Annotated in this window: 20 protein-coding genes and 1 other RNA gene; 11 read left to right on the top strand and 10 right to left on the bottom strand. The window is 51.7% G+C overall.

The window, feature by feature from the left end; translation table 11 throughout:
- Window positions 1-6 precede the first annotated feature (6 nt).
- Window positions 7-2,001, bottom strand: coding sequence for a winged helix-turn-helix domain-containing protein (locus CSR04_RS16785; protein ID WP_102797469.1), 1,995 nt, complete (start codon window positions 1,999-2,001; stop codon window positions 7-9).
- 463 nt (window positions 2,002-2,464) lie between these two features.
- Between CSR04_RS16785 and CSR04_RS16780 the strand changes: the two genes are divergently transcribed.
- Complete coding sequence (locus tag CSR04_RS16780; protein ID WP_102797468.1) at window positions 2,465-4,279, top strand: alpha/beta hydrolase; 1,815 nt, start codon at window positions 2,465-2,467, stop codon at window positions 4,277-4,279.
- Window positions 4,280-4,830: 551 nt separating this feature from the next.
- Here the strand turns inward: CSR04_RS16780 and CSR04_RS16775 are convergent.
- Complete coding sequence (locus CSR04_RS16775) at window positions 4,831-5,241, bottom strand: hypothetical protein (protein ID WP_245921693.1); 411 nt, start codon at window positions 5,239-5,241, stop codon at window positions 4,831-4,833.
- Window positions 5,242-5,412: 171 nt separating this feature from the next.
- Between CSR04_RS16775 and vapB the strand changes: the two genes are divergently transcribed.
- The 4 genes from vapB to CSR04_RS16755 all read left to right on the top strand — a co-directional run bounded on the left by vapB (window position 5,413) and on the right by CSR04_RS16755 (window position 7,155).
- On the top strand, window positions 5,413-5,646 hold the full coding sequence (vapB, locus tag CSR04_RS16770) for a type II toxin-antitoxin system VapB family antitoxin (protein WP_102797467.1): 234 nt from the start codon (window positions 5,413-5,415) through the stop codon (window positions 5,644-5,646).
- A 115-nt stretch (window positions 5,647-5,761) separates the two neighbouring features.
- On the top strand, window positions 5,762-6,046 hold the full coding sequence (locus tag CSR04_RS16765) for a type II toxin-antitoxin system VapC family toxin (RefSeq protein WP_281259798.1): 285 nt from the start codon (window positions 5,762-5,764) through the stop codon (window positions 6,044-6,046).
- Between the two features lie 88 nt (window positions 6,047-6,134).
- The gene (locus CSR04_RS16760) at window positions 6,135-6,779 is read left to right on the top strand and encodes an RNA polymerase sigma factor (protein WP_216362582.1); all 645 of its coding nucleotides are present in this window, start codon (window positions 6,135-6,137) and stop codon (window positions 6,777-6,779) included.
- A complete protein-coding gene (locus tag CSR04_RS16755; protein ID WP_102797465.1) occupies window positions 6,772-7,155 on the top strand; it encodes a VOC family protein in 384 nt (127 codons plus the stop codon). Before CSR04_RS16760 ends, CSR04_RS16755 begins: the two co-directional genes overlap by 8 nt.
- A 486-nt stretch (window positions 7,156-7,641) precedes the next feature.
- On the opposite strand, the gene CSR04_RS16745 is transcribed toward CSR04_RS16755, so the two are convergent.
- Window positions 7,642-9,318 (bottom strand): tetratricopeptide repeat protein, encoded by a 1,677-nt coding sequence (locus CSR04_RS16745; RefSeq protein ID WP_102797463.1) that lies wholly within the window; start codon window positions 9,316-9,318, stop codon window positions 7,642-7,644.
- On the bottom strand, window positions 9,302-9,523 hold the full coding sequence (locus CSR04_RS16740) for a hypothetical protein (RefSeq protein ID WP_102797462.1): 222 nt from the start codon (window positions 9,521-9,523) through the stop codon (window positions 9,302-9,304). The genes CSR04_RS16745 and CSR04_RS16740 overlap by 17 nt, the downstream gene beginning before the upstream one ends.
- 510 nt (window positions 9,524-10,033) lie before the next feature.
- On the opposite strand from CSR04_RS16740, the gene CSR04_RS16735 reads away from it, so the two are divergent.
- Together CSR04_RS16735 and CSR04_RS16730 are read left to right on the top strand one after the other, a co-directional pair.
- Entirely contained in the window at window positions 10,034-10,312 is a 279-nt protein-coding gene (locus CSR04_RS16735) for a type II toxin-antitoxin system RelE/ParE family toxin (protein ID WP_102797461.1), read from the top strand.
- A 10-nt stretch (window positions 10,313-10,322) separates the two neighbouring features.
- Window positions 10,323-10,610, top strand: a complete 288-nt coding sequence (locus CSR04_RS16730) for a HigA family addiction module antitoxin (RefSeq protein ID WP_102797460.1) — start codon at window positions 10,323-10,325, stop codon at window positions 10,608-10,610.
- A gap of 402 nt (window positions 10,611-11,012) precedes the next feature.
- Here CSR04_RS16730 and serA read toward each other — a convergent pair whose 3' ends face one another.
- The 6 genes from serA to ssrS all read right to left on the bottom strand — a co-directional run bounded on the left by serA (window position 11,013) and on the right by ssrS (window position 16,312).
- Entirely contained in the window at window positions 11,013-12,242 is a 1,230-nt protein-coding gene (gene serA / locus CSR04_RS16725) for a phosphoglycerate dehydrogenase (protein ID WP_102797459.1), read from the bottom strand.
- Window positions 12,243-12,416: 174 nt separating this feature from the next.
- A complete protein-coding gene (gene rpiA / locus CSR04_RS16715; protein WP_102797457.1) occupies window positions 12,417-13,070 on the bottom strand; it encodes a ribose-5-phosphate isomerase RpiA in 654 nt (217 codons plus the stop codon).
- A 45-nt stretch (window positions 13,071-13,115) separates the two neighbouring features.
- Window positions 13,116-13,721, bottom strand: a complete 606-nt coding sequence (locus tag CSR04_RS16710) for a 5-formyltetrahydrofolate cyclo-ligase (RefSeq protein WP_102797456.1) — start codon at window positions 13,719-13,721, stop codon at window positions 13,116-13,118.
- Window positions 13,699-15,318, bottom strand: a complete 1,620-nt coding sequence (locus CSR04_RS16705) for a hybrid sensor histidine kinase/response regulator (protein ID WP_102797455.1) — start codon at window positions 15,316-15,318, stop codon at window positions 13,699-13,701. Before CSR04_RS16705 ends, CSR04_RS16710 begins: the two co-directional genes overlap by 23 nt.
- Window positions 15,319-15,437: 119 nt before the next feature.
- On the bottom strand, window positions 15,438-15,854 hold the full coding sequence (locus CSR04_RS16700) for a DoxX family protein (RefSeq protein WP_102797454.1): 417 nt from the start codon (window positions 15,852-15,854) through the stop codon (window positions 15,438-15,440).
- Window positions 15,855-16,129: 275 nt separating this feature from the next.
- Window positions 16,130-16,312: non-coding RNA, 6S RNA (ssrS, locus tag CSR04_RS16695), on the bottom strand.
- 317 nt (window positions 16,313-16,629) lie between these two features.
- On the opposite strand from ssrS, the gene CSR04_RS16690 reads away from it, so the two are divergent.
- Genes CSR04_RS16690 through CSR04_RS16675 form a run of 4 tightly spaced genes read left to right on the top strand, consistent with a single transcriptional unit; the run spans window position 16,630 to window position 20,905 of the window.
- On the top strand, window positions 16,630-17,199 hold the full coding sequence (locus CSR04_RS16690; RefSeq protein WP_102797453.1) for a UPF0149 family protein: 570 nt from the start codon (window positions 16,630-16,632) through the stop codon (window positions 17,197-17,199).
- A 1-nt stretch (window position 17,200) separates the two neighbouring features.
- Window positions 17,201-18,511 (top strand): Xaa-Pro aminopeptidase, encoded by a 1,311-nt coding sequence (gene pepP, locus CSR04_RS16685; protein ID WP_102797452.1) that lies wholly within the window; start codon window positions 17,201-17,203, stop codon window positions 18,509-18,511.
- Window positions 18,508-19,701 (top strand): 2-octaprenyl-6-methoxyphenyl hydroxylase, encoded by a 1,194-nt coding sequence (gene ubiH / locus CSR04_RS16680; protein WP_102797451.1) that lies wholly within the window; start codon window positions 18,508-18,510, stop codon window positions 19,699-19,701. The genes pepP and ubiH overlap by 4 nt, the downstream gene beginning before the upstream one ends.
- Window positions 19,694-20,905: an FAD-dependent monooxygenase gene (locus CSR04_RS16675; protein ID WP_216362581.1), complete on the top strand. Its 1,212-nt coding sequence runs from the start codon at window positions 19,694-19,696 to the stop codon at window positions 20,903-20,905. The genes ubiH and CSR04_RS16675 overlap by 8 nt, the downstream gene beginning before the upstream one ends.
- Window positions 20,906-21,054 lie beyond the last annotated feature (149 nt).

Raw genomic sequence — 21,054 nt, 5'->3', positions numbered from 1 at the left:
AACCTATTATGGTGTGCTTAGCCGTACACCATACAAATCCCCTTGCGCTGTGTCGGCCCGCACAAAAAACAGCCTGTCGGTGGTCAGACTGTATTGGTGAATAAAGTCGGCCTGCGGGGCCATCAATAATGTTGATATCTGGGTTTGTGGGTCAAATAAGAATACCCCCTGGTCCTGACGATAGAAGGCGATTTTTCCGTCCAGAACTTGCCAGTTAAGCCAGTTAATGATGGAAAAATCCTCAATAACCTGTGTTTCCTGCTCAGCCCCCAGACGTTTTTGCCAGAGTCCCGGTTGATGAAACTTGCTGAAATAGAGCTGGTCGTTGAGCAGCCAGCCACTATATCCCCCTTGTTCGGTTAACTGCTGGTGGCCGGTTGCAGGATGCCATCGCCAAAGCTGCCAGTCGCCGCTTTTTGTGCTGCTGTACAGCAAGGCATTATCCGCTGCCGGGTTAACCACATACGCCTGGGTCTGTTCGGGTAGCAGTTGGGTTACCTGGCCGCTGTGAATTTCAACCTGATAAACCGCGCCCTGATGGCTGTACAACAGGGCTGAATCATCCAGTTGCCAGCTTAAGCGGGTAAAACCCGCCGGTAAATCCGCCAGCAGCCTGGCGGCATTCTGACCGGATTGCAGCCAGATTTGATGTTTGCCCTGACGGGTGCTGATAAAAGCCAGGTGCTGTCCGTCATAACTCACCCTGGGCAGCAAATCCAGTTTGGAGCTGTTGATCTGTGCGGCTAATGCGCCATCGGGCAGCGACTTCTGCCAGATGCCGGTGCGCTGCAACAGGTCGCTGTAAATAAGCTGCTGCCCCGCCAGGGCAAAAGATTGCACCGTCTGCCCGGCATAAAATAAAGGCGCAACCTGTTCGCCAGTCCATTGATACAAATACGCCCCGTGACTGAAAATAACGCTGCCGCTGGCGGCGTGCCACTGCATATCTTTTACTCCCATGGCCAGTTCGTGGCGGCTGACCACCTGCATATCCTGGCTGTTGTACCAGGTCAGAATGCTTTGCTGCGGACTTTGGTAAGTGGCAACTAACAGGCTGTCTCCTTCATTTCCCACCGCCATGGCAATATCGCCCAAGCCATTACCGGCATTGGCGGGCAGGGTGAGTTGACGGCTCATGCCGGTATCCAAACGATACAGATACATGGCATAGGGCTGGGTCTTGTCCAGCCGGTAGCGATAATAGAAGCCTTTATTGTCAGGCATCCAGGCGAAGCGAATGCCATTGTCCGGGGTGCAGTCAAATAACGGACGGCTGCTAAAAGGCGCCAGATCGGCCAGCATCACCCGGCAATCTTGTTCATGCAGTTCTACAAATACCGCTTGCTTGCCATCCGGGCTGAGCTTGGCTGAGAGGTGCTCGGCCGGGGTTTGGCTCAGTTGGCTGCTTTGTTGATTGTGCTGTAACCAAAGCTGTACCCGCCCCTTGTTATCTGCCTTATGAAAAAGCACAGACTGACCATCGCCGGACAGGCTCACATCAAATTCCAGCCCGTCATCGCCGGTGAGTGGGTGAACGCTTTTATCCGCGATAAGCAAAGGGCTGGGCGGACGGGGTGGGGCATCAGCCGGGATGATGAACCATAACAGCGCAGCCAGTAACGCTAAAGCGCCAGACATTATTTGCCACTTGTGCTTGGTGAGTTGCGGAGTTGGCCTGGTCAGCCTGGGCATCACTTTTAGCCGGTAACCCAGTTTCGGCAGGGTTTCAATATAGTCATTCTCAGGGTCCAGTTCGGCCAGGGCTTTACGTAACTGGGATATGGCCCTGTTAATCGCACTTTCACTGACAACCCGCCCCTGCCAGACCGTGGCAATCAGGTGGTCGCGGCTTACCAGGTGATCAGGGCTGCTGAGTAATTGTTCCAGCAGTGCATATATCCTGGGTTCCAAAATCAGCTTGCGCTTATCACGGCACAGCTCGCGGCTGTGGCGATAAAGGGTTAAAGGTCCCAACTGAATTTCAGTGGCGGTCAATTCCAAGCGCTTATCTCCATGATTTGTATCTTTTATTTTTCATAAGCTCTGTTCACGGCCAATGATATTGCCAAAGTCACACTGATTTAGGTTTTGGCGGGCTTAACAAAGATGCTAATGCTGAAGCCTGTTAAGGGCAGGTGGTTGTGGCCAAGGTGCCATTCAAACTAACAGCCTGTTGTTGATTCGACAATAGTTAGGTTCAGTTGCGCGACACTGTTGCCGGAAGTAATTGAGAACTTCGTAACTGTTGCCTGGCAGGGCACTTTCTGGTGGCCAACCTGTTGATGGATAAGGTAAAAGTGATTGGCGAAGGCGGCCCAGTGCAAACAGTAGGTAGCGGCCTTCTATCCGTGTGATTGGCCGTATTTTAGCCATCATCAGGTTTTCATCACATAAATATCAGTGCCAGTGATGTCGTCATGTTCTGCGCTTCGATAGCTTTTGCTGACTTAACAAGGAGCATGCTATGAAACTGCGATCACTGGGGGGGCTGCTGGCCCTGACAATCACCTTATTTACTCTGTCAGCCTGTAGTTCGTCTGACAAAAGCGGAACCTCACCTTCACCCGTCGCACCGGAGAGTCCCGATGCCCAAACCATTCAGCTGGGCGACCGCACATACTTATTGGCGCTGCCGGACAACTTCAGCCAGAGCAAGGCTTATAAACTGCTATTGGCCTTTCATGGCTCTGGCGGCGACAGTGCCGGGATGCGCAGCCTCTCGCGCTTTGAACGGCATAGTTCAGACTATATAGTGGCCTACCCCAAATCCAAAGAAGTGGAGTGGAACGAAGGTTGCGATTGCAATATTGCCCATCGCAAAGGCGCGGATGACTTAGGCTTTATTGAGCAGATTATTGCAGATATCGGCCAGCGTTATACTATCCAGGAAGGCGAAGTCTATGCTGCAGGCTTTTCCCAGGGCGCGTTGTTTGCCCAGAATGTGGCTTGCAACTTAGGCCATAAGGTAAAAGCCGTCGCGGGTGTTGCTGCGCCGATGTCCAGGCAACTGGCCCTGAGTTGTGCCATGCAGGAACCGGTTTCCATTATGATGGTGCATGGTAAAGCCGACGGCGTATTGCCTTATCAGGGCAGTATGCATGCTAACTTCGGTCTGCTATCCAGCCCGGATGCCATCGCCAGATTAGCGGAACTCAACTTTAGTCTGCCGAATCCTATGCTGAAAAACCTGGGGCCAGATGTCGACCTGATTCACTACAGCAATGGTAAGCAAAAAGCCCAGTTAGTTAGTATTAAAGGTGGCGCCCATACCTGGCAGTTTGCCGGGTTTGATACCACCACCAGGATCCTGGCCTTTTTCGGTGCGCTGGAGCAGCCTGAGTTACCCGAGCATTCGCAGCTTATTGAGGTAGAGGGGCAAAAGTTTCATGTGCGGGCTTTAGGATTGTCGAATGACGGCCCGGCTATCGTGCTGTTACCAGGGTTTAACTATAACTACTCTGCAGATTCAGCCTGGTTTGCACTGCTGCAGCCTTATCTGGCGAGGCATTACCGGGTGTATAGCATCGATCGTCTGGGCAATGGCTTTAGTGACGCCAGTGAAGAGGTGAGCTTCGGCCGTGTTGCTGAGGATTTAAACGGCATTCTAAACGCATTGAATGAAAAAGAGCTGATTGTGGTGGCTTTTTCCAATGCCAGTATCAGTGCCAGTCAGTTTTACCAGCATCATCATGCCGATATTAATCTGCGCGGCATGTTATGGATTGACCCGGATATTCCGTTGCCCAATTCTCTGGCGCTATACAAAGGCTACCCCGCTGACTGGTACCTGGCCAATCTGGATGCCCTGTTACCGCATCTTGCCGCAGGCAACTGGACCGAACGCACCTGGCAGAAACTGGTGGTGGAAAGAGAAGAAGTGGCCGCCTTACTGCCTGAGCAAAGTGCTGCGCTGATGGATTGGAACTTCTTTGACGTACTTAGCCAGCAGCGCTTGCTGGTGGGTCATCAGCAAACCCGGGCCAGAGAGATTGCTGGTTATAGCGCCGATTTGGATGCCTATGCCGCTTTGCCTCTGCCTGCTTCTGTGCCTGTCAGCGTGATTGATTCGGACTTTGAAGAACAGGATATTCAGAATAATCCGGATAACGCCGAAGCATTGCGTTTGTGGCAACAGGAAGGTACTGCCTGGAGTCAGGAACTGGCAGCGTTTTCCGGTGGGCAGTATATCAGCCTGGAACAGGCCGACCATATGGTGATGTTTCAGCACCCCGAGGTGATTCAACAAGCCATCGACTGGCTGGTGGCGCAGGGGCAGTAACGATACAGTTATTCACCGCTGAGACGCAGAGAGCGCTGAGATTTCAATAGCTTAAACCATGGCTTTTGTGTCTCTTTGTGCCTCAGTGGTGACTATTTATTTGCGCAGAAAGATTAAAAACCACAGAGGCACAGAGAGCACGGAGTTTTTAGTAGCTTATATTTTTGTCTTCTCTGTGACCTCTGCGTCTCGGCAGTGACAACGCATCTTTGCCGAAGCCATTATTCACCGCAGAGGCGCAGAGAGCGCTGAGTTTTCAATAGTTTATGATCTGAGCTTTTGTGTCTCTGCGTGCCTTAGTGGTGGCCATATGTTTGCGCAGAAGTATAAAAACCACAGAGGCACAGAGAGCACAGAGTTTTTACTAGCATACATTCTTTGTTTCTCTGTGACCTCTGCGTCTCGGCGGTGACAACGCATCTTTGCCGAAGCCATTATTCACCGCAGAGGCGCAGAGAGCGCTGAGAGTTTAATAGTTTATGATCTTAGCTTTTGTGTCTCTATGGTGAAAAGTGTATCCCCGCAAAGCTAATAAGCCTGAGAGACGTGGACTATTGTCTTTCAGGCATGCTGGCCGGTTTCCATAGCAACCAGGCAGAGCCTAAACAGAAACCCAAAAACAAAGTCTGAAGCTGTAATGGCCAACTCTCGGGCAGGACGCCCAACGAGTAAAATGCAATAGAGTTGATAGTCACATCACTGAGCATAATGCCAAGGGTTAATAAAATACCTGGCTTTCGCCATTTTAAAAGCAACAACACCGCCACAAGGTCTAACACACCTAAAGCAGACCAATAAGCGTTTAACCAGCTAGGGACAAACTTATAAGGCAATAAGCCAAAATAGAGATTGTCGAAGATATGCGTTGCCCCACCCAACATCAGGCAGAGGCACCAGATTGCCAAAATCACTTTCGTCACTGTGTTGATATCCATATTCCATGACTGCGCCATTTTAAGCATGGAATACTTTGCAAGCCTAGTGTATTGGCTATGAGTTGCAGAATTTAACTTTCCCCTTGTACCTCGTACCCACAAGGCCGAAGCAATAGATTCATTATATAGATAGGTTGATTATCTACATCTTAGGTATATAGTTTTTGTATCTATGTTTGACGTGTCTCAGAGGGCGAGATGGGAAGTGGAACCGTATTTAAAAACAACAGCACCCAAGCTGTGCGTCTACCCGTTGACGCAAGATTTCCCGAGGGGGTACGCAAGGTCAATGTTCGTATTGTCGGGCAGGATAGAATTCTGACCCCTGTAGATAATACCTGGGACTCATTTTTTCTTTCGAATGAATGGGTTAGCGACGATTTTATGCCAGAACGGGCCTCGCAAACGCAATCTGAACGGGAATCCTTTTAGTGCTGCGCTATATGCTCGACACCAATATTGCGATTTATGTTATTAAGCGCCGCCCACTGGCGGTGCTAGATACCTTCAATGCCTGCTGTGCATCAGCGCCATTAGCTATGCAGAATTGCAACATGGTGTAGAGAAAAGCAGTCGGCCGGAACACAATCGCCATCATGTTGAAGACTTTGTCAGCCGCCTGGAGATTCTGGACTACGGCCAAAAGGCTGCTGCGCATTATGGAGATATACGCGCAACCCTTGAGAAACAAGGCCAGCCAATTGGTGTCAATGACCTGCATGTTGCCGCGCATGCCAGAAGCGAAGGCCTGGTTGTTGTAACCAATAACCTCAGTGAATTTGAGCGGGTGCCGGGGTTGCGAACTGAGAACTGGCTTGCGTCACTGGGATAAACCGGTTTCTAATACTACAACAGACAAGGACAGTGCTTCTCAATACTGGCTATGCTTGGCAGTACCCTGAGATTGGGGCATATCATTGGTGATAACAAAAAATAAATACTACCGCGAACTTCTGGGCTATGCCCATAAGCTGGCATGGCATGCCGATGAAGCCGAGGATCTGCTTCAGACCGCGCTGCTTGCGGCGGTCGAGACAGGCCGAACGGACATGTCTTGTGTGGATAACCGCCGTTGGTTAATGGGCGCTATTCGCAATCAGTCTGCCTTTTGTGCCAGAACGGCAATAAGACGACGAAAGCGGGAAGCCTCGTTTGCCTATTTGGGGGATGTCCAAACACAGAGCGAGGTATCCACCACGTGCTTTGTTAACACCTTACCTGCAAGCCTTAAAACGACCGCTCTGTTGGCCTTGACCGGGCACACCAAGGCTGAAATTGCCTGGCTTCTGCGATTGTCCGATGCGGCACTACGCCAACGTATTGTGCAGATTAAAAGGCGCTGGCGTCTGTTCGACGGCAGCCATGTATTGGAACTTAAAGGTTTAAAAAGCGGGCTGGCGTTTGGCCGGATACGCCAGGCATTACTCAAACTGCCTGGTCGGCAACATGTCACACTAGCCAGTCATGATCCGGACGGACATCTTTTTATGCTTGGCTCACAAAATGGCCCTGCGCGGCAACATAGGGTGATATCAACCCAAAAAGAGGAAAAAGACAATGTTTAGTCAAAGTAAGATTGGCGCCATTTGTTATTACGTAAACGATATTGAAAAGACCGAAGCGTTTTACCGCGACGCGTTGGGGCTGGACATTCAGAGAATGGAAGGGGAAGACGGTGATTGGCTATTAGCTAAAACCGCCAATGAGGTGGAACTGCTGTTTTTTAAACAGGAGTCGCGACCAGGCAACAGCCCTATTATTGTGTTTGACCTGCCCGATGGTGGTATAGACGATATGGTCGCTGCGCTGTCGGAAAAAGGTGTCACTATCGTCACGCCGGTGAGCCATGCACCTGGTGGCTGGTCTGCTGAAATTGCCGACCCGGATAATCATCAGATATCTATGTATCAGTCTGATGGGGTGCCGCGTCGGCTTAAGTGAGTGTTGTTTGTTTAACTAGTGCTGCGTGATAGAGATATCACTTGGCGGGTAAGCCGGGCGGACTTTGGTGCGTTTGGCTTTGCCTTTGGACCAGCGAGAGCTGTTTCATCTGGTTCCAGACCAGATTTTTCCCAAAATTTTCTTCACCACGAAGATCACGAAGTGCACGAAGGGTAAAACCGATTGTCCACACTTCGTGTTCTTCGTGTTCTTCGTGTTCTTCGTGTTCTTCGTGTTCTTCGTGATCTTCGTGGTGGAAAGAGAATTAATTAAAAAAACCAGGACGGGTTTTGGTATCAGGCACGCAACAATGAACTTCTGATTATGCTCGATGCCATCCCAGGCATGTCTTCCACTCAATTTGCGCCCAGTAAATTGCCCGCCTTTTAGCAGCGCCCTGAACCGACCGGGAATTTTAAGCGGGGGATAAAGCGGCTCGGGCCGCTTAAGGGCATCATCGATCTGTTTGATTATTGGATCTAGAGGTCAAGTCGTATTGGCTAGTAGTTGCGCTTTAGCTTCGTATAAATGCCGCGCCACATTCTGGGTGTTAGGATGACGCTCACCCAGTGATTTTTGAAGACTGACTAGTGCCAACTCTAAATAGCCAATGGCTTTGTCGTAGTCGCCTTTGTCATGCCAGGCTAAGCCTAAGTTATTGCGCTCTCTCGCCACATTGGGATGGTCTTCACCGAAGGTGTTAAGGTCACTGTTCAGCGCCAGCTCATAATAGTCAATGGCTTTGTCGTAGTTGCCTTTGTGCTGCCAGGCTAAGCCTAAGTTATTGCGACTAATCGCCACATTGGGGTGGTCTTCACCGAAGGTGTTAAGGTGACTGTTCAGCGCCAGCTCATAATAGGCAATGGCTTTGTCGTAGTCGCTTTTGTACTGCCAGGCTGAGCCTAAGTTATTGCGGTCTCTCGCCACATTGGGATGGTTTTCGCCGAAGGTGTTAAGGTCACTGTTCAGCGCCAGCTTAAAATAGCCAATGGCTTTGTCGTAGTAGCCTTTGTGCCGCCAGGCTGAGCCTAAGTTATTGCGACGAATAGCCACATCGGGATGGTTTTCGCCGAAGGTGTTAAGGTCACTGTTCAGGGCCAGCTCATAATAGCCAATGGCTTTGTCGTAGTCGCCTTTGTCATGCCAGGCTGAGCCTAAGTTATTGCGACGAATCGCCACCTTGGGATGGTCTTCACCGAAGGTGTTAAGGTCACTGTTCAGCGACAGCTCATAATAGCCAATGGCTTTGTCATAGTCGCCTTTGTCATGCCAGGCTGAGCCTAAGTTATTGCGACGAATCGCCACCTTGGGATGGTTTTCGCCGAAGGTGTTAAGGTCACTGTTCAGCGACAGCTCATAATAAGCAATGGCTTTGTCGTAGTCGCCTTTGTCATGCCAGGCTGAGCCTAAGTTATTGCGACGAATCGCCACATTGGGATGGTCTTCACCGAAGGTGTAAAGGTCACTGTTCAGCGCCTGCTCAAAATAGTCAATGGCGTTGTCATAGGCGCCGAGTGTAATGCACAAAAGTCCTGCTTCGTTATGATACCGCGCCAGATATTGCGCTATCTCCTGGGTCTGCTGTTGCACTGGGCTAAGCAGCCTGATGGCCTGCTCGTAGGCGCCCAGCGCCTGTTGGTATTTGAGCTCTATCTCATAGCTCTTGGCGATTTCCTGGTGGTTGGCAGCACTGTTGAGCAGTCGTGTTAGCTGGGCCTGTTGTGCTTGTTGCATAAGCGCTTCGGCATCGTTGGCAGCCGCTTCTTCGGCTTTGGCCACTATCAGCAATAATTCCCGCTGTTCGTGGTACCGGCCTTCAGTTAATGCCTCTTTGGCTTTTTCCAGTGTGTCCTGATGCTCCGGGGTGCTGCACTGAAGGGTATTCATTACCTTCAATGCTTCCTGGTGTTTGGCGGCAATCTGCTCCAGCGCCTGAGGCCATTCATGCTCGGGCAGGGACTGTTGCTGGAGAATACCGAAGAAGGTGCGTAAGGCGTTGGTGGTGACGTTCAGACGCTCCTTGATGACTTCAAATTCCGCATTTGCACCATGGACCGCTTTGATAATAGTGTCTAGGTCATTAATAGTGACATTGTTGTGTTGGGCATTTCTGCCGAAAGCAACACTGCCCTTGTCGGCAGAGACCTTATCGCTCAGACTCATTGCTTGTATTCCTTGACTGATTGACCTGAATGCTGTTTCCCTGCGCGTTGTCCCCCAGCGCTACACTGCCGTGTCTGGCCGTCACGGATGTCTTGCCTTTGAATTTGTTTTTGAATAGCAGACCCAGGATGGCAGCCGCCAGTGAGGCCACTGCGACCCATTCAGCAAAAGAACGCTGTTGTAGCCATGTCATGATATCTGCCATACCTATCTCCCTGACGTTTAGCGTCAAACCTTATTGAATAGCATATTTTTATACTGATCAAAGGGTTGATCAAAGGGTCAGAGTTGTCGATCACTGCCGCCCTCTGCGATTCGGTAAAACGTGATTTTTACACAGTCATTTTTTAGCATGCTTATAACCCTTTGCCTAGCAAGAGTTTTTTAGGCTGCCCCAAGATGGTGCCGGGTAAAGGCGGACGTGTTCCGCGCCATTGCTGTTATGCGGCTCAACATCTGGAACTTTATCAACACACAGCTTAAAGTCGTTATCACAAGGTGCCATATGTGCCAAAGTTCTCGCACTTGCGATAGTCAAAAGTTGGTTTGTCGTTGGTGGACCAGTTACTTGTTAAATAGACCGATAAACAGGGTCAGGACCAAATTAAACGTCTGTTGTTGGTACAGCAGAAATAACCAGAATAAGTCAGCAAGCTCTCCCCTAAGCGGTCCGAGCCGCTTTGACACCTGATACGTTACAGGGTACATTCAAGGTATGATTCGAAGTTTCAAACACAAGGGCTTGGCAAAATTCTTCAAGTCCGGCAGCACTGCAGGGATTCAGGCCGCTCACGAGAGGAGACTTCGACTGATTCTCGGTAGGTTGAATGCAGCGTTGAACGCCAAAGATATGGACTTACCAGGTCTTCGCTTGCACGAACTTTCTGGTAATCGTGCCGGAATCTGGTCAGTAACTGTCAGTGGTAACTGGCGGGTGACCTTTAGGTTCGAAGACGGAGATGCCGAGATCGTGAACTACGAAGATTATCACTGAGGTACCACCAATGTTAATGCACAACCCGCCGCACCCAGGTGAAGTATTGCGAGAGCTTTGTCTTGAGCCTCTTGGCCTTTCTGTTACTGCAGCAGCAGAGGCATTGGGTGTTAGCCGCAAAACGCTGAGTGCTGTATTGAATGGCAAGGCTGGCATCAGCCCAGAAATGGCGGTACGGCTTTCTATCGCTTTCGATACCTCGGCAGAAAGCTGGTTAATTCAGCAGTCTCAATATCAACTTTGGCATGCCGAACAGCATCGCAAAGAGCTTAATGTGAGGAAGCTTGTTACAGCCTGACGAGGCCCGAGCTGCTCTATCCTCCGCAAAGATGCGTTGTTACCGCAGAGACGCAGAGGTCACAGAGAAAACAAAACACCAAACAAGCTATTGAAGACGCAGAGGTCACAGAGAAAAGCAAAAAACCCAAATATAAGCCAGTCCACTTCGTGATCTCTGTGCCTCTGTGGTTTTTATACTTCTGCGCAGATAAATCTTCACCGTTGAGGCATAGAAGCCCAACGTATAAGCTATTGAAAACTCAGCGCTCTCTGCGGTGAATAGTGGCTTCTGAAGCTATCGGCCATACAATCAGAGCTAATTCAGGTGTTTTTCTAAACTAACGCATACCCAAGACAAAAAAATGCCGTTCACCCAATGAACGGCATTGCAAACAATCCGGCTCCCGGCAGGGAGCAAAAATCAATGCAAAATGCGGGTCTTAATCGTGCCTTCAATTGTCATTAAACGCTGAAACGCCTGATCAGCGTCATCAGAGTCCACATCAATCACCACATAACCAATTTCAGGATTGGTTTGCAGATACTGGGCGGCGATATTGATATCCATTTCGGCAAAGGCCTGGTTGATCTTGGTCAGCACCCCGGGAATATTGCGGTGTACGTGCAACAGGCGTGAGCGGCCGCGATGCTCCGGCAATGATACTTCCGGGAAGTTGACCGCCGACAGGGTAGAGCCGTTGTCGCTATATTTAGCCAGTTTACCGGCCACTTCAATGCCGATATTTTCCTGTGCTTCCTGGGTAGAGCCACCTACATGCGGGGTCAGCAATACATTGTCCAGGCCACGCAGTGGCGACATAAATTCTTCGTCATTGGACTTGGGCTCAACCGGGAACACATCAATGGCAGCACCGGAGAGCTTTTTCTCTTTTATGCTGTCGGCCAGGGCGTCGATATCCACCACCGTACCGCGTGAAGCGTTAATTAAAATCGCCCCCTGCTTCATGGCATCCAACTCGGCCGGGCCTATCATATTTTTGGTTTGCGGGGTTTCCGGCACATGCAGGCTGATCACATCTGAGGTTTTCAGCAATTGATTCAGGCTTTTGATCTGGCGGGCATTGCCCAGTACCAGTTTGTCTTCGATATCGTAAAACTGCACGCGCATACCTACATGCTCGGCCATAATGCTGAGCTGGGTGCCGATATGGCCGTAGCCGATAATGCCCAGGGTTTTGCCGCGCGCTTCAAACGAACCCACTGCACTTTTGTCCCAACCGCCGCGATGACACTGGGCATTTTTCTGCGGAATACCGCGTAGCAGCAGCAGAATTTCACCTAGCACCAGCTCCGCTACCGAACGGGTATTAGAGAAGGGCGCATTAAACACCGGAATGCCGCGGCGCTGGGCGGCATCTAAATCCACCTGATTAGTGCCGATACAGAAGCAGCCAATGGCCACCAATTTCTGCGCGGCATCAATCACCGACTCGGTTAGCTGAGTGCGGGAGCGGATACCGATAAAATGCACATCCTGGATTTTTTCAATAAGCTCGGCTTCGGGAAGGGAGGTCTTCAGGTATTCGATATTGGTGTAGCCGTTGGCTTTGAGGGTTTCCAGGGCGCTTTGGTGCAACCCTTCCAATAACAGAATACGGATCTTGTCTTTTGGCAGTGACACTTTGCTCATCGAACTTTCCAACTTGGTTTGCGTGCTTTGGGATTGAATGGCGCAGGCTTGATACCGGCCTGTTCATTCTGCTTAATAGGCGTCTGGACGGCTAAAATAACAGAACTGAATGCTTTGGAAAAGGGAATTTTGCTGCGTTTTCGGCCAGCGCCCAGGGCGCCGGCATAATCCGGCTCAGAGTTGCTTGACGCCACCTGCACCTGCAACCAGCACAATATCGGCCCCGCGCCGGGCAAATAGGCCATTGGTTACTACCCCGGCAATCTGGTTGATCTGGCTTTCCAGTTCCACCGGATTGAGGATGGTCAGGTTATGTACATCCAGAATCACATTGCCATTGTCGGTTACCACACCCTGGCGCCATACCGGATCACCGCCCAGTTTGACCAGTTCACGGGCCACATAGGAACGGGCCATGGGGATCACTTCCACCGGCAGCGGGAATTGCCCCAGTACATCCACTTGTTTACTTTGATCAACCACGCAGACAAAGGTTTTTGCCACCGCCGCCACGATTTTTTCCCGGGTCAGGGCAGCGCCGCCGCCTTTGATCATATGTTTATGCGCGGTGATTTCATCGGCGCCATCCACATAGATATCCAGGCTATCAACATTGTTAAGCTCAAATACTTCGATACCCAGGGCTTTCAGTTTGTTGGTGGAATCTTCCGAACTGGATACCGCACCTTGTACTTTGTGCTTTATATTACCCAGCCCTTCAATAAAGTAGGCCACGGTTGAGCCCGTGCCGACACCTACAATGGCATCGTCTTGGATAAAATCCAGTGCGGCCATGGCCGCGGCTTTTTTAAGTTCATTCTGGTTCATGGTTCGGTCCGGCTCTTTCAGCTATGGCTATATCATCCCTGAATGTTATTGGCTTTGGAAATGAAAGATTTTGTCGGGCGTTATAATTTTATGCATAGGGATATCCCAGGGTTGCACGGGTAAGGTATCGCATTGCTGGCAGTTATGTGCCAGGCCCACCACCTCTACATTGGCTGGCTGGCGCTTAAGCGGGGCCAGGGTGCGATCATAATAGCCGCCACCCATGCCCATACGATTGCCCTGCCGGTCAAAGCCCACCAGTGGGGTAAACAGCATATCCAGTTGACCAACCGGGCAAAGGCCCGGACATTCCAGGCGAGGCTCGGCAATACCATAGCGATTGGCAATCATCAGGCTATCGGGCTGATAGCGCATAAACAGCAGGTTGCCGACACAAAAAGGATGCAAGACCGGTAAATACACAGCTTTGCCTGCTTTCCAGCAATGCTGAATGACTTGTGCAGGGTCCAGTTCGCCGTCATTAGCCAGATACAGGGCCACATGGCTGGCCTGTTGAAAGGATGCCAATTGCAGGCATTGTTCAAGCAGAGCGGCGGAGGCCTGCTGTTGTTGTTGCGGGCTTAATGCCTGGCGCTTGCGACGCAATGCCTGGCGCAGGGCCTGTGGATTATGCGTATTCCTTTGCTTCAAGCCTGTCTACCAGTAGAGAAATAATGGCCTGTTTTTCCATGGGTTTGCTTAAAAAGTCAAGTTCGGCGGCCTGCTGCTGCCCGGCAATATCACGTAAATGCAGATCCGCAGATAACATCACTACGGGCAGCTTGGGGTGCTTCTTACGCACCAGACTGGCGGCTTGCAAACCGTTCATGCCCGGTAAATTCATATCCATAAACACTGCGTCAGGTTCGAACTGTGCCATTAATTCAAAGGCCTGTTCGGCGCTGTCGGCCAGTAAACAGAGCAGCCCCAGACTGCTGAGCATGGCTTTGGCCACTTCCTGATTTATCGGGTCGTCTTCAACCACCAGAATCTGCTGATTCCTGTATGCTTGTGGCAGCTCCAGCACCGAATCACTGTTCTTGCGTATCGCCAGTCGCAGCGGAAACTGCACTTTAATTAATGTGCCTTTGCCTGGTTCGCTCAGCAACTGCAAACGGCCTTCCATCAATTCCACCAGGGCTTTGGTAATGGACAAACCCAGCCCGGAGCCTTGTTTGCGGGCCGGGCTGTCGGCTTGCTCAAAGCGTTCAAACAGCCGTGCCTGATCTGCCTCAGCAATCCCTATGCCCTGATCTTTTACCGCCACCAACAGGTGCGCTTTGTTAACATGCACTTGGGTGGTGATGGATTTGCCGCTGGGAGTGAATTTAATCGCATTGGACAGCAGATTGGTCAGGATTTGCCCAAGCTTTTCCATGTCCATATGCAGCCACTGGGGGAGCTGTTCGTCCAGGTTTAAGTCAAACTGCAACCCTTTCTGATGTGCCTGACCGCTTAACATGCCGTGTACCTGTTGGAAAAACAATCTGGCGTTAAAATCCTGCCGGTGCAGTGGCATCTTACCGGCTTCCACCTTGCTTAGATCCAGCACATTGTTAATTTGTGCCAGCAGGCGCTGACCACTGAACTGAATGTGTTGCAAATGTTCACCAAACTGTTCACCCATCTGACCGGCGGCAAGCTGCTCCTGCATTAGCTGGCTAAAGGCCAGAATGGCATTCAGCGGGGTGCGTAATTCGTGGCTCATATTCGACAGAAAGTCGGTCTTGTACTGATTGATACGACGAATATCTTTAAGTTTGCGGCGCAGTTCCATTTGCGAAATAACCGCCCGGCCCAGACTTTCCAGGCCTTGCCTTTGTTCTTGAGTCAGGGACTTGGGCTGATCGCTGATGGTGCAAAGGGTGCCGATGGCATGGCCCTGCGGGGTAACAAGTTGGGTACCGGCATAAAAGCGGATATGCGGAGGGCCGGTGACCAGCGGGTTATTGGCAAAGCGTGGATCTTGCCGGGCATCCGTTATTTCAAACAGCTCTGTTTGCAATATTGCATGGGCACAAAAAGCGATGTCCCGGCTGGTTTCACAGGCCTCGACACCGACTTTGGCCTTAAACCACTGCCGGGACGGGTCCACCAGGCTTATCAGAGCGATGGGGGTCTGGCACAATTGGGCGGCCAGTTTCGCCAGGTCGTCAAAGGCCTGCTCAGCATCAGTATCCAGTATCTCATAAGCAGCCAGCGCCTCGAGGCGCTGCTGTTCGGTATCGGGTAGCCGGGCTATTTGCATCCATGTCTCAAATCAGGTCGGTTGCACTAATCCTAGACGCTTTAACAACGGATATGCAACCGGGGCGTTTAACCTGCGGGATCTGGGTTTATTTGCCAACCCAGACCCGCCAGATGCCCTTAGCGATTCAGTCTGGCATCCAGGCTCAGCTTACCGCCACCCAATAACATCAGGGCCAGAAAGCCACCGCTGATGGACAGGTTTTTGTAGAACATCAGAAACTGGGTTTGATCAGCCAGATCCAGATGGAAGATAAAGGCCGATGCCAGGGTGAACAGTGCCAGGGCCAATGCCACCAGGCGGGTTTGAAAGCCAATCAGCAGGGCCAGCGCGCCACCGACTTCGGCGACAATCACCAATGGCAACAAACTTCCGGGTACGCCCATGGCGTTCATCCAACCCGCTGTGGCTTCATATGCACTGATTTTACTGGTGCCAGCCAGGAAAAACAGCGCGATAAGCAGGACCCGGGCGGTGAGGTTAATAACAGCACTAAAGGTCGCGTCGTGATTAAAAGTCAGGATTTCAGTTTTCATATTTAAGTCTCGTTAAGTGGTGTTGACGAGAATTATATTAGTCCGTAAAAAAAGAATTTAAATTACTTAAAAACGAGCATTTAATTCTAAAAAATAGAATTATATTTTGCCGCAGCTTGTCCTGGCTTCGGTTAAGCTGATTATTCGGCTTGCCAGGCTCTTGTTTATGAAAGCTAACGATTGGTGTTGTCTTGGTTTATTGGCGCTTTGTTTGCTGCTGGCCAAAGAGGCCATGCTGGAATTGTGGAACAGGGCGTCCACTGCAAAGAAAGAGGGCGTCTCCCAAAATGCCGCTGCCCAGAATTAGCCCTAGAACCGAAAAGTTCAGGGCGGGAGTATCATCACTACCGTAGGCTTCTCGGTACCAGCCGAGCCTGCACAAAAGCAGCCGAATCAACTCCCTATGATGATAGCATCGGCCAGGGACGTTACTGAACTGGCGAACACCTCAGGAGACAAACCGGTTGGCAAACCCGCAGAGCGGATTTACCGAATTCTTCAACATCCTGTTGTGAATATCCCTTAACAGAAGAGTGCGGCTGGGCGCATGAATCGCGCCTGGATTATTGTGGTTATGCCAGCAAGTGCATCTCAATGCCTCATTATAGGCCCGGTCCGCACAGGAAAACCAGCCCAAACTGTTCGACTGGCGGTTTAACCAACGAATCGATCACTGTCTGTGCAGTGTGGCTGGCGCATGGCCTGGCGTTGCACTGTTTTGCCTGGCTGAATGGGAGTAAGATAAGGCTAACAATTCACAATAGGTGGACCGGGTTTGAATAACCTTAATCAAGTTTTTGACGAACTGACAGCATTGCTGGAACAAAATGGTGTGGCCAGTGATGCAGCCGAAATTCAGGGCATACTGACCGGGATGCTGGCTGGTGGCATGGCCACTGACAGCAAGGAGTGGATGGCAGCGCTGGCGGATTTTACCAATCAGGGTGAGCCGTTACCCGGCGAGGTAAAAATCGCTATTCAGGCGCTTTATGATACCACCTGCCAGCAGTTGCAGGCGGCAGACTTCTTGCTGAATTTATGCTTGCCCGACGATGCCGCGCCGATTAATGACAGAGGGCAGGGGCTGGTGAACTGGGTACAGGGCTTTATGCTGGGATTTGGCCTGCACCAGGCAGATCTGAGCCGTTGCTCTGATGATGCCAAAGAGGCGCTGGAAGATTTCGCCGAAATTGCCCGCATGGACGAGGAAATGCCAGATAATGAAGACTCTGAGCAGGCCCTGTTCGAAGTGATGGAGTACGTGCGTATGTCTGCCATGTTGTGTTTTAACGAAATGGGCAACGCGACGGTACAGGCCAATAAGTCGAATAAGACACTGCATTAATATGATTGCCATCCAAGAATATGCTGTGCGTCGCCAGCAACTGCTGGCACAACTCGAAGACAATGTGCTGTGCATTGTGCCGGCGGCCAGGGAAGTGACACGCAGCCGCGACACCGAATTTCCCTTTCGTCAGGACAGCGATTTTTATTATCTTACCGGTTTTAACGAACCTGATGCCGTGCTGGTGATGGAAAAAAGCCAGGGGAAATCCGTCAGTTTGTTGTTTTGCCGTGAGCGTGACCCACATGCCGAGATCTGGCATGGTCGCCGTTTGGGGCCAGAGCGTGCTGTAGCGGCGCTTGGGGTAGATGCAGCGTTTAGCTTATCGCAGTTGGAAGAGGAAGTGCTGGTCCGTGCCAATGGCAAGTCCCGACTGGTTTTCGCCCAGGGCGCCGATGAGGCGCTGGACAACATGTTATTCAGCACACTGGCTCAGCTGCGCAGCGCGCCGAAAAAAGGCTATATCGCACCAAAGCTGATGCAGGATATTCGCCCTGCGGTGCACAGTCTGCGGCATATTAAGTCTGCAGCGGAAATACAGTTAATGCGCCGCGCCGCAGAGATTTCCTGTCAGGCGCACATACGCGCCATGCAGTTCTGCGCCCCCGGCCGGTACGAATACCAGCTTGAAGCTGAATTGCATCATGAATTTGCCATGCAAGGCGCCCGCTATCCGGCCTATGGCACTATTGTCGGCAGCGGTATCAACGCCTGTATATTGCACTACACCGAAAATCAGGATGAGCTGCAAGCGGGCGATCTGGTGCTGATTGATGCTGGTGCCGAACTGTGCGGATACGCCGCCGATATTACCCGTACCTTTCCGGTGTCGGGGCAGTTCAGCCCTGAACAGGCGCAGCTTTACCAACTGGTGTTGGATGCACAACTGGCGGCCTTTCAGCATATTCATCCAGGCGGTACCTTACCCCAGGCTATGGATGCTGCAGCGCGGGTTTTAACCCAGGGTTTGATCCAGCTCGGTATTTTGCAGGGCGAACTGCAGGACAATATACAGTCTCAGCACTACCGTGATTACTTTATGCACGGTATCGGCCACTGGCTGGGATTGGATGTACATGATGTGGGGGATTATAAGCGCGATGGCGAGGACCAGCCGCTTGTTCCAGGCATGGTGCTGACCATCGAGCCCGGTCTGTATATCAGCGACTTGGCTGAGGTTGAGGCAAAATGGCGGGGCATTGGCATTCGTATTGAAGATAATCTGCTAGTTACCGCAGATGGCTATGAGAATCTGACTGCCGCCTGCCCCAAACACATAGCAGACATTGAAAGGTTAATGGCGACAAGGTGACGGAACAACGCAGCGAACTGGACATCATCATTGTTGGAGGCGGGGTCGTGGGCTGTCTGTTGGCCCGTGCGCTCAAACACACAGATCTGAAGATTGGCATAGTGGAAGCCCGGGCCTATCAGCCACAACAAGGTCACCCCGGTTTTGACAGTCGTACTCTGGCTCTGGCCCGCCATTCGGCCCATTACTTGTGGCAGTTGGGGTTTAAACCGCAACTCAGCCAATTTAGCACGCCTATTCAGAGCATTAAAATCACCGACCAGGGGCACCTGGGGCAGTGCTATCTGGACAGTCAGAGCCAGGGTATTGAGGCACTGGGCTATGTGATCAGTCAGCAGCAACTGGGGACCATGCTGTATAGCGCGCTGCAATCACAAGACCTGCAGTGGCATTGCCCGGATACGATTCACGCGCTGGGTTTAGCGCAGGACAAAGTAACCCTTACCCTGGCATCGGGCCAGGTCCTGAGCTCCAGCTTGCTGGTAGTGGCCGATGGCGGTGACTCACCCACCGCCAGGTTACTTGGGGTAAACAGCAACATTGAGGATTATGCTCAGGTGGCGCTAGTGGCCAATGTGGAATGTGAATTGCTACACAAGCAGCGCGCATTTGAACGATTCACCGGGCATGGTCCACTGGCGTTATTGCCTATTGGGGAGCGCCAGGCCGGGCTGGTCTGGAGCCTGGCTAAGACGATGCAGGACGATTTTGCCGGGCTGACTGACGAGGCCCTGCTGAGCAAGCTGCAACAGGCCTTTGGTTATGATCTGGGGCGTTTCACCCGGATTAGCCGCCGAACCTTGTATCCGCTGCGCCTGGTGACCAGCGAAACCAACCTGCTGCATCGTTGCCTGATTTTAGGTAATGCCGCCCATACCCTGCATCCTATTGCTGGCCAGGGTTTTAATCTCGGTCTTAGGGATGTCGAGCAATTGGCCGCCTTGCTGGCCAGTCATACGGGCCAGGATCCTGGCATGTTCAGCCTGTTGAACCAATATCACCAGGCGCGACAGGGCGATCAGCGTAAAGTTATCGGCCTGACCGATTCATTGGTGCGGCTTTTTTCCAATCAATATGCACCGCTGGTGGTGGGACGCAATATGGGCCTCGGCCTGTTGCAGGGCTGCCAGAGTGTGAAAAATCTGCTGGCCTGGCAGGCCATGGGGTATGCGGAGAAACAAGATGCGTGACCTGGACCTGATTATTGTTGGCGGCGGTATGGTCGGCCTGGCCCTGGCGGCGGCTTTGAAAAACAGCGCCTTATCGGTGTTGGTGATAGATGAACATCTGCCCCTTAAACCCTTGTCACGTCAACCTGAACTGAGGGTCAGTGCCATTAATCAGGCCAGTGAAAATCTGCTGCGCCGCCTGGAAGTCTGGCCGCGAATGCAGGACATGCGCCTGCAGCCATATAGTCATATGCAGGTCTGGGAACAAGACAGTTTTGCCCGTATCGACTTTGACCATCAGATGTTACACCAGGCCCACTTAGGCCATATTGTGGAAAATCAGGTAATGGTCAATGCCCTGTGGGAATCCTTGCTGGAAGCCGACAATATTGAGCTTAGCGCCCCTATGGGCATCACCCAGTGGCAACAGAATGAACAGGGCGTGGAGGTGCAATTGCATGATGGCAGCACTTATACCGCGCGTTTACTAGTGGGGGCCGACGGTGCCCATTCAAAACTACGTCAGCAAGCTGGGCTTCCGCTCAGCTTTGCCGACTATCAGCATAAAGCTATGGTCGCCACAGTGCGCTGTGAGCGGCCTCATCAGCAGGCCGCCAGACAGATTTTTACTCCCCACGGCCCGCTGGCATTTCTGCCCCTTTATGAACCGGATTTGTGTTCCATTGTCTGGTCGGCCAACACCCTTGAGACGGATAGACTGATGGCACTGGATAAGCATGCATTTGCCCGCGAACTTACCGCCGCTTTTGATGCCCGGCTTGGCTGTTGTGAGTTGCAAAGCGACCGACAGGCCTTCCCCCTGACCATGCGCTACGCGCGCCAATGGCTGAAAGACAGACTGGTACTGGTGGGCGATGCCGCCCATACCATTCATCCGCTGGCCGGACAGGGTGCCAACCTTGGCTTGATGGATGCGGCGGCGCTGGCCGAACGGCTGCTGCTGTTATGCAAGCAGCAGCAGGATATCGGCCTTAGGGTTAATTTACGGCCCTATGAGCGCTGGCGTAAGGCGGAAGCGGCACAGATGCTGGCGGCTATGGCCGGTTTTAAACTATTATTTGATGGCGCCAATCCAATGAAAAAGCTGATGCGCGGCTTGGGCATGAATCTGGTGGATAAATTACCTTTGGCAAAGCACCAGGCCATGGCGCTGGCCGCCGGATTACGTGGTGAACTGCCGACGCTGGCCAGGCCGATAACCTGAGCGGTTTTTCTGCTCATCCATCCCTGGATATCGCCGATGAATGCTCCATGCTACATCGGAATACGACCACCATGGACGGTGGAAGTGCAGAAAACGCAGGAGCGGTTTTTCTGTCCATCCTTCCCTGGATATCGCCGATGAGTGCTCCA

It is taken from the genome of Bowmanella denitrificans (assembly GCF_002887595.1).
Taxonomy (GTDB): domain Bacteria; phylum Pseudomonadota; class Gammaproteobacteria; order Enterobacterales; family Alteromonadaceae; genus Bowmanella; species Bowmanella denitrificans.
The sequence above is the reverse complement of the archived record's forward strand: the minus strand, read 5'-3'. Positions and strand labels throughout refer to the sequence as shown.

Bases quoted from the DNA above. Each gene is read 5' to 3' on its own strand.
- CSR04_RS16780 (WP_102797468.1), top strand. From the start codon at position 2,465: ATGAAACTGCGATCACTGGGGGGGCTGCTGGCCCTGACAATCACCTTA.
- CSR04_RS16775 (WP_245921693.1), bottom strand. From the start codon at position 5,241: ATGCTTAAAATGGCGCAGTCATGGAATATGGATATCAACACAGTGACG.
- vapB (WP_102797467.1), top strand. From the start codon at position 5,413: ATGGGAAGTGGAACCGTATTTAAAAACAACAGCACCCAAGCTGTGCGT.
- CSR04_RS16755 (WP_102797465.1), top strand. From the start codon at position 6,772: ATGTTTAGTCAAAGTAAGATTGGCGCCATTTGTTATTACGTAAACGAT.
- CSR04_RS16745 (WP_102797463.1), bottom strand. From the start codon at position 9,318: ATGAGTCTGAGCGATAAGGTCTCTGCCGACAAGGGCAGTGTTGCTTTC.
- CSR04_RS16740 (WP_102797462.1), bottom strand. From the start codon at position 9,523: ATGGCAGATATCATGACATGGCTACAACAGCGTTCTTTTGCTGAATGG.
- CSR04_RS16735 (WP_102797461.1), top strand. From the start codon at position 10,034: ATGATTCGAAGTTTCAAACACAAGGGCTTGGCAAAATTCTTCAAGTCC.
- CSR04_RS16730 (WP_102797460.1), top strand. From the start codon at position 10,323: ATGTTAATGCACAACCCGCCGCACCCAGGTGAAGTATTGCGAGAGCTT.
- serA (WP_102797459.1), bottom strand. From the start codon at position 12,242: ATGAGCAAAGTGTCACTGCCAAAAGACAAGATCCGTATTCTGTTATTG.
- rpiA (WP_102797457.1), bottom strand. From the start codon at position 13,070: ATGAACCAGAATGAACTTAAAAAAGCCGCGGCCATGGCCGCACTGGAT.
- CSR04_RS16705 (WP_102797455.1), bottom strand. From the start codon at position 15,318: ATGCAAATAGCCCGGCTACCCGATACCGAACAGCAGCGCCTCGAGGCG.
- CSR04_RS16700 (WP_102797454.1), bottom strand. From the start codon at position 15,854: ATGAAAACTGAAATCCTGACTTTTAATCACGACGCGACCTTTAGTGCT.
- pepP (WP_102797452.1), top strand. From the start codon at position 17,201: ATGATTGCCATCCAAGAATATGCTGTGCGTCGCCAGCAACTGCTGGCA.
- CSR04_RS16675 (WP_216362581.1), top strand. From the start codon at position 19,694: ATGCGTGACCTGGACCTGATTATTGTTGGCGGCGGTATGGTCGGCCTG.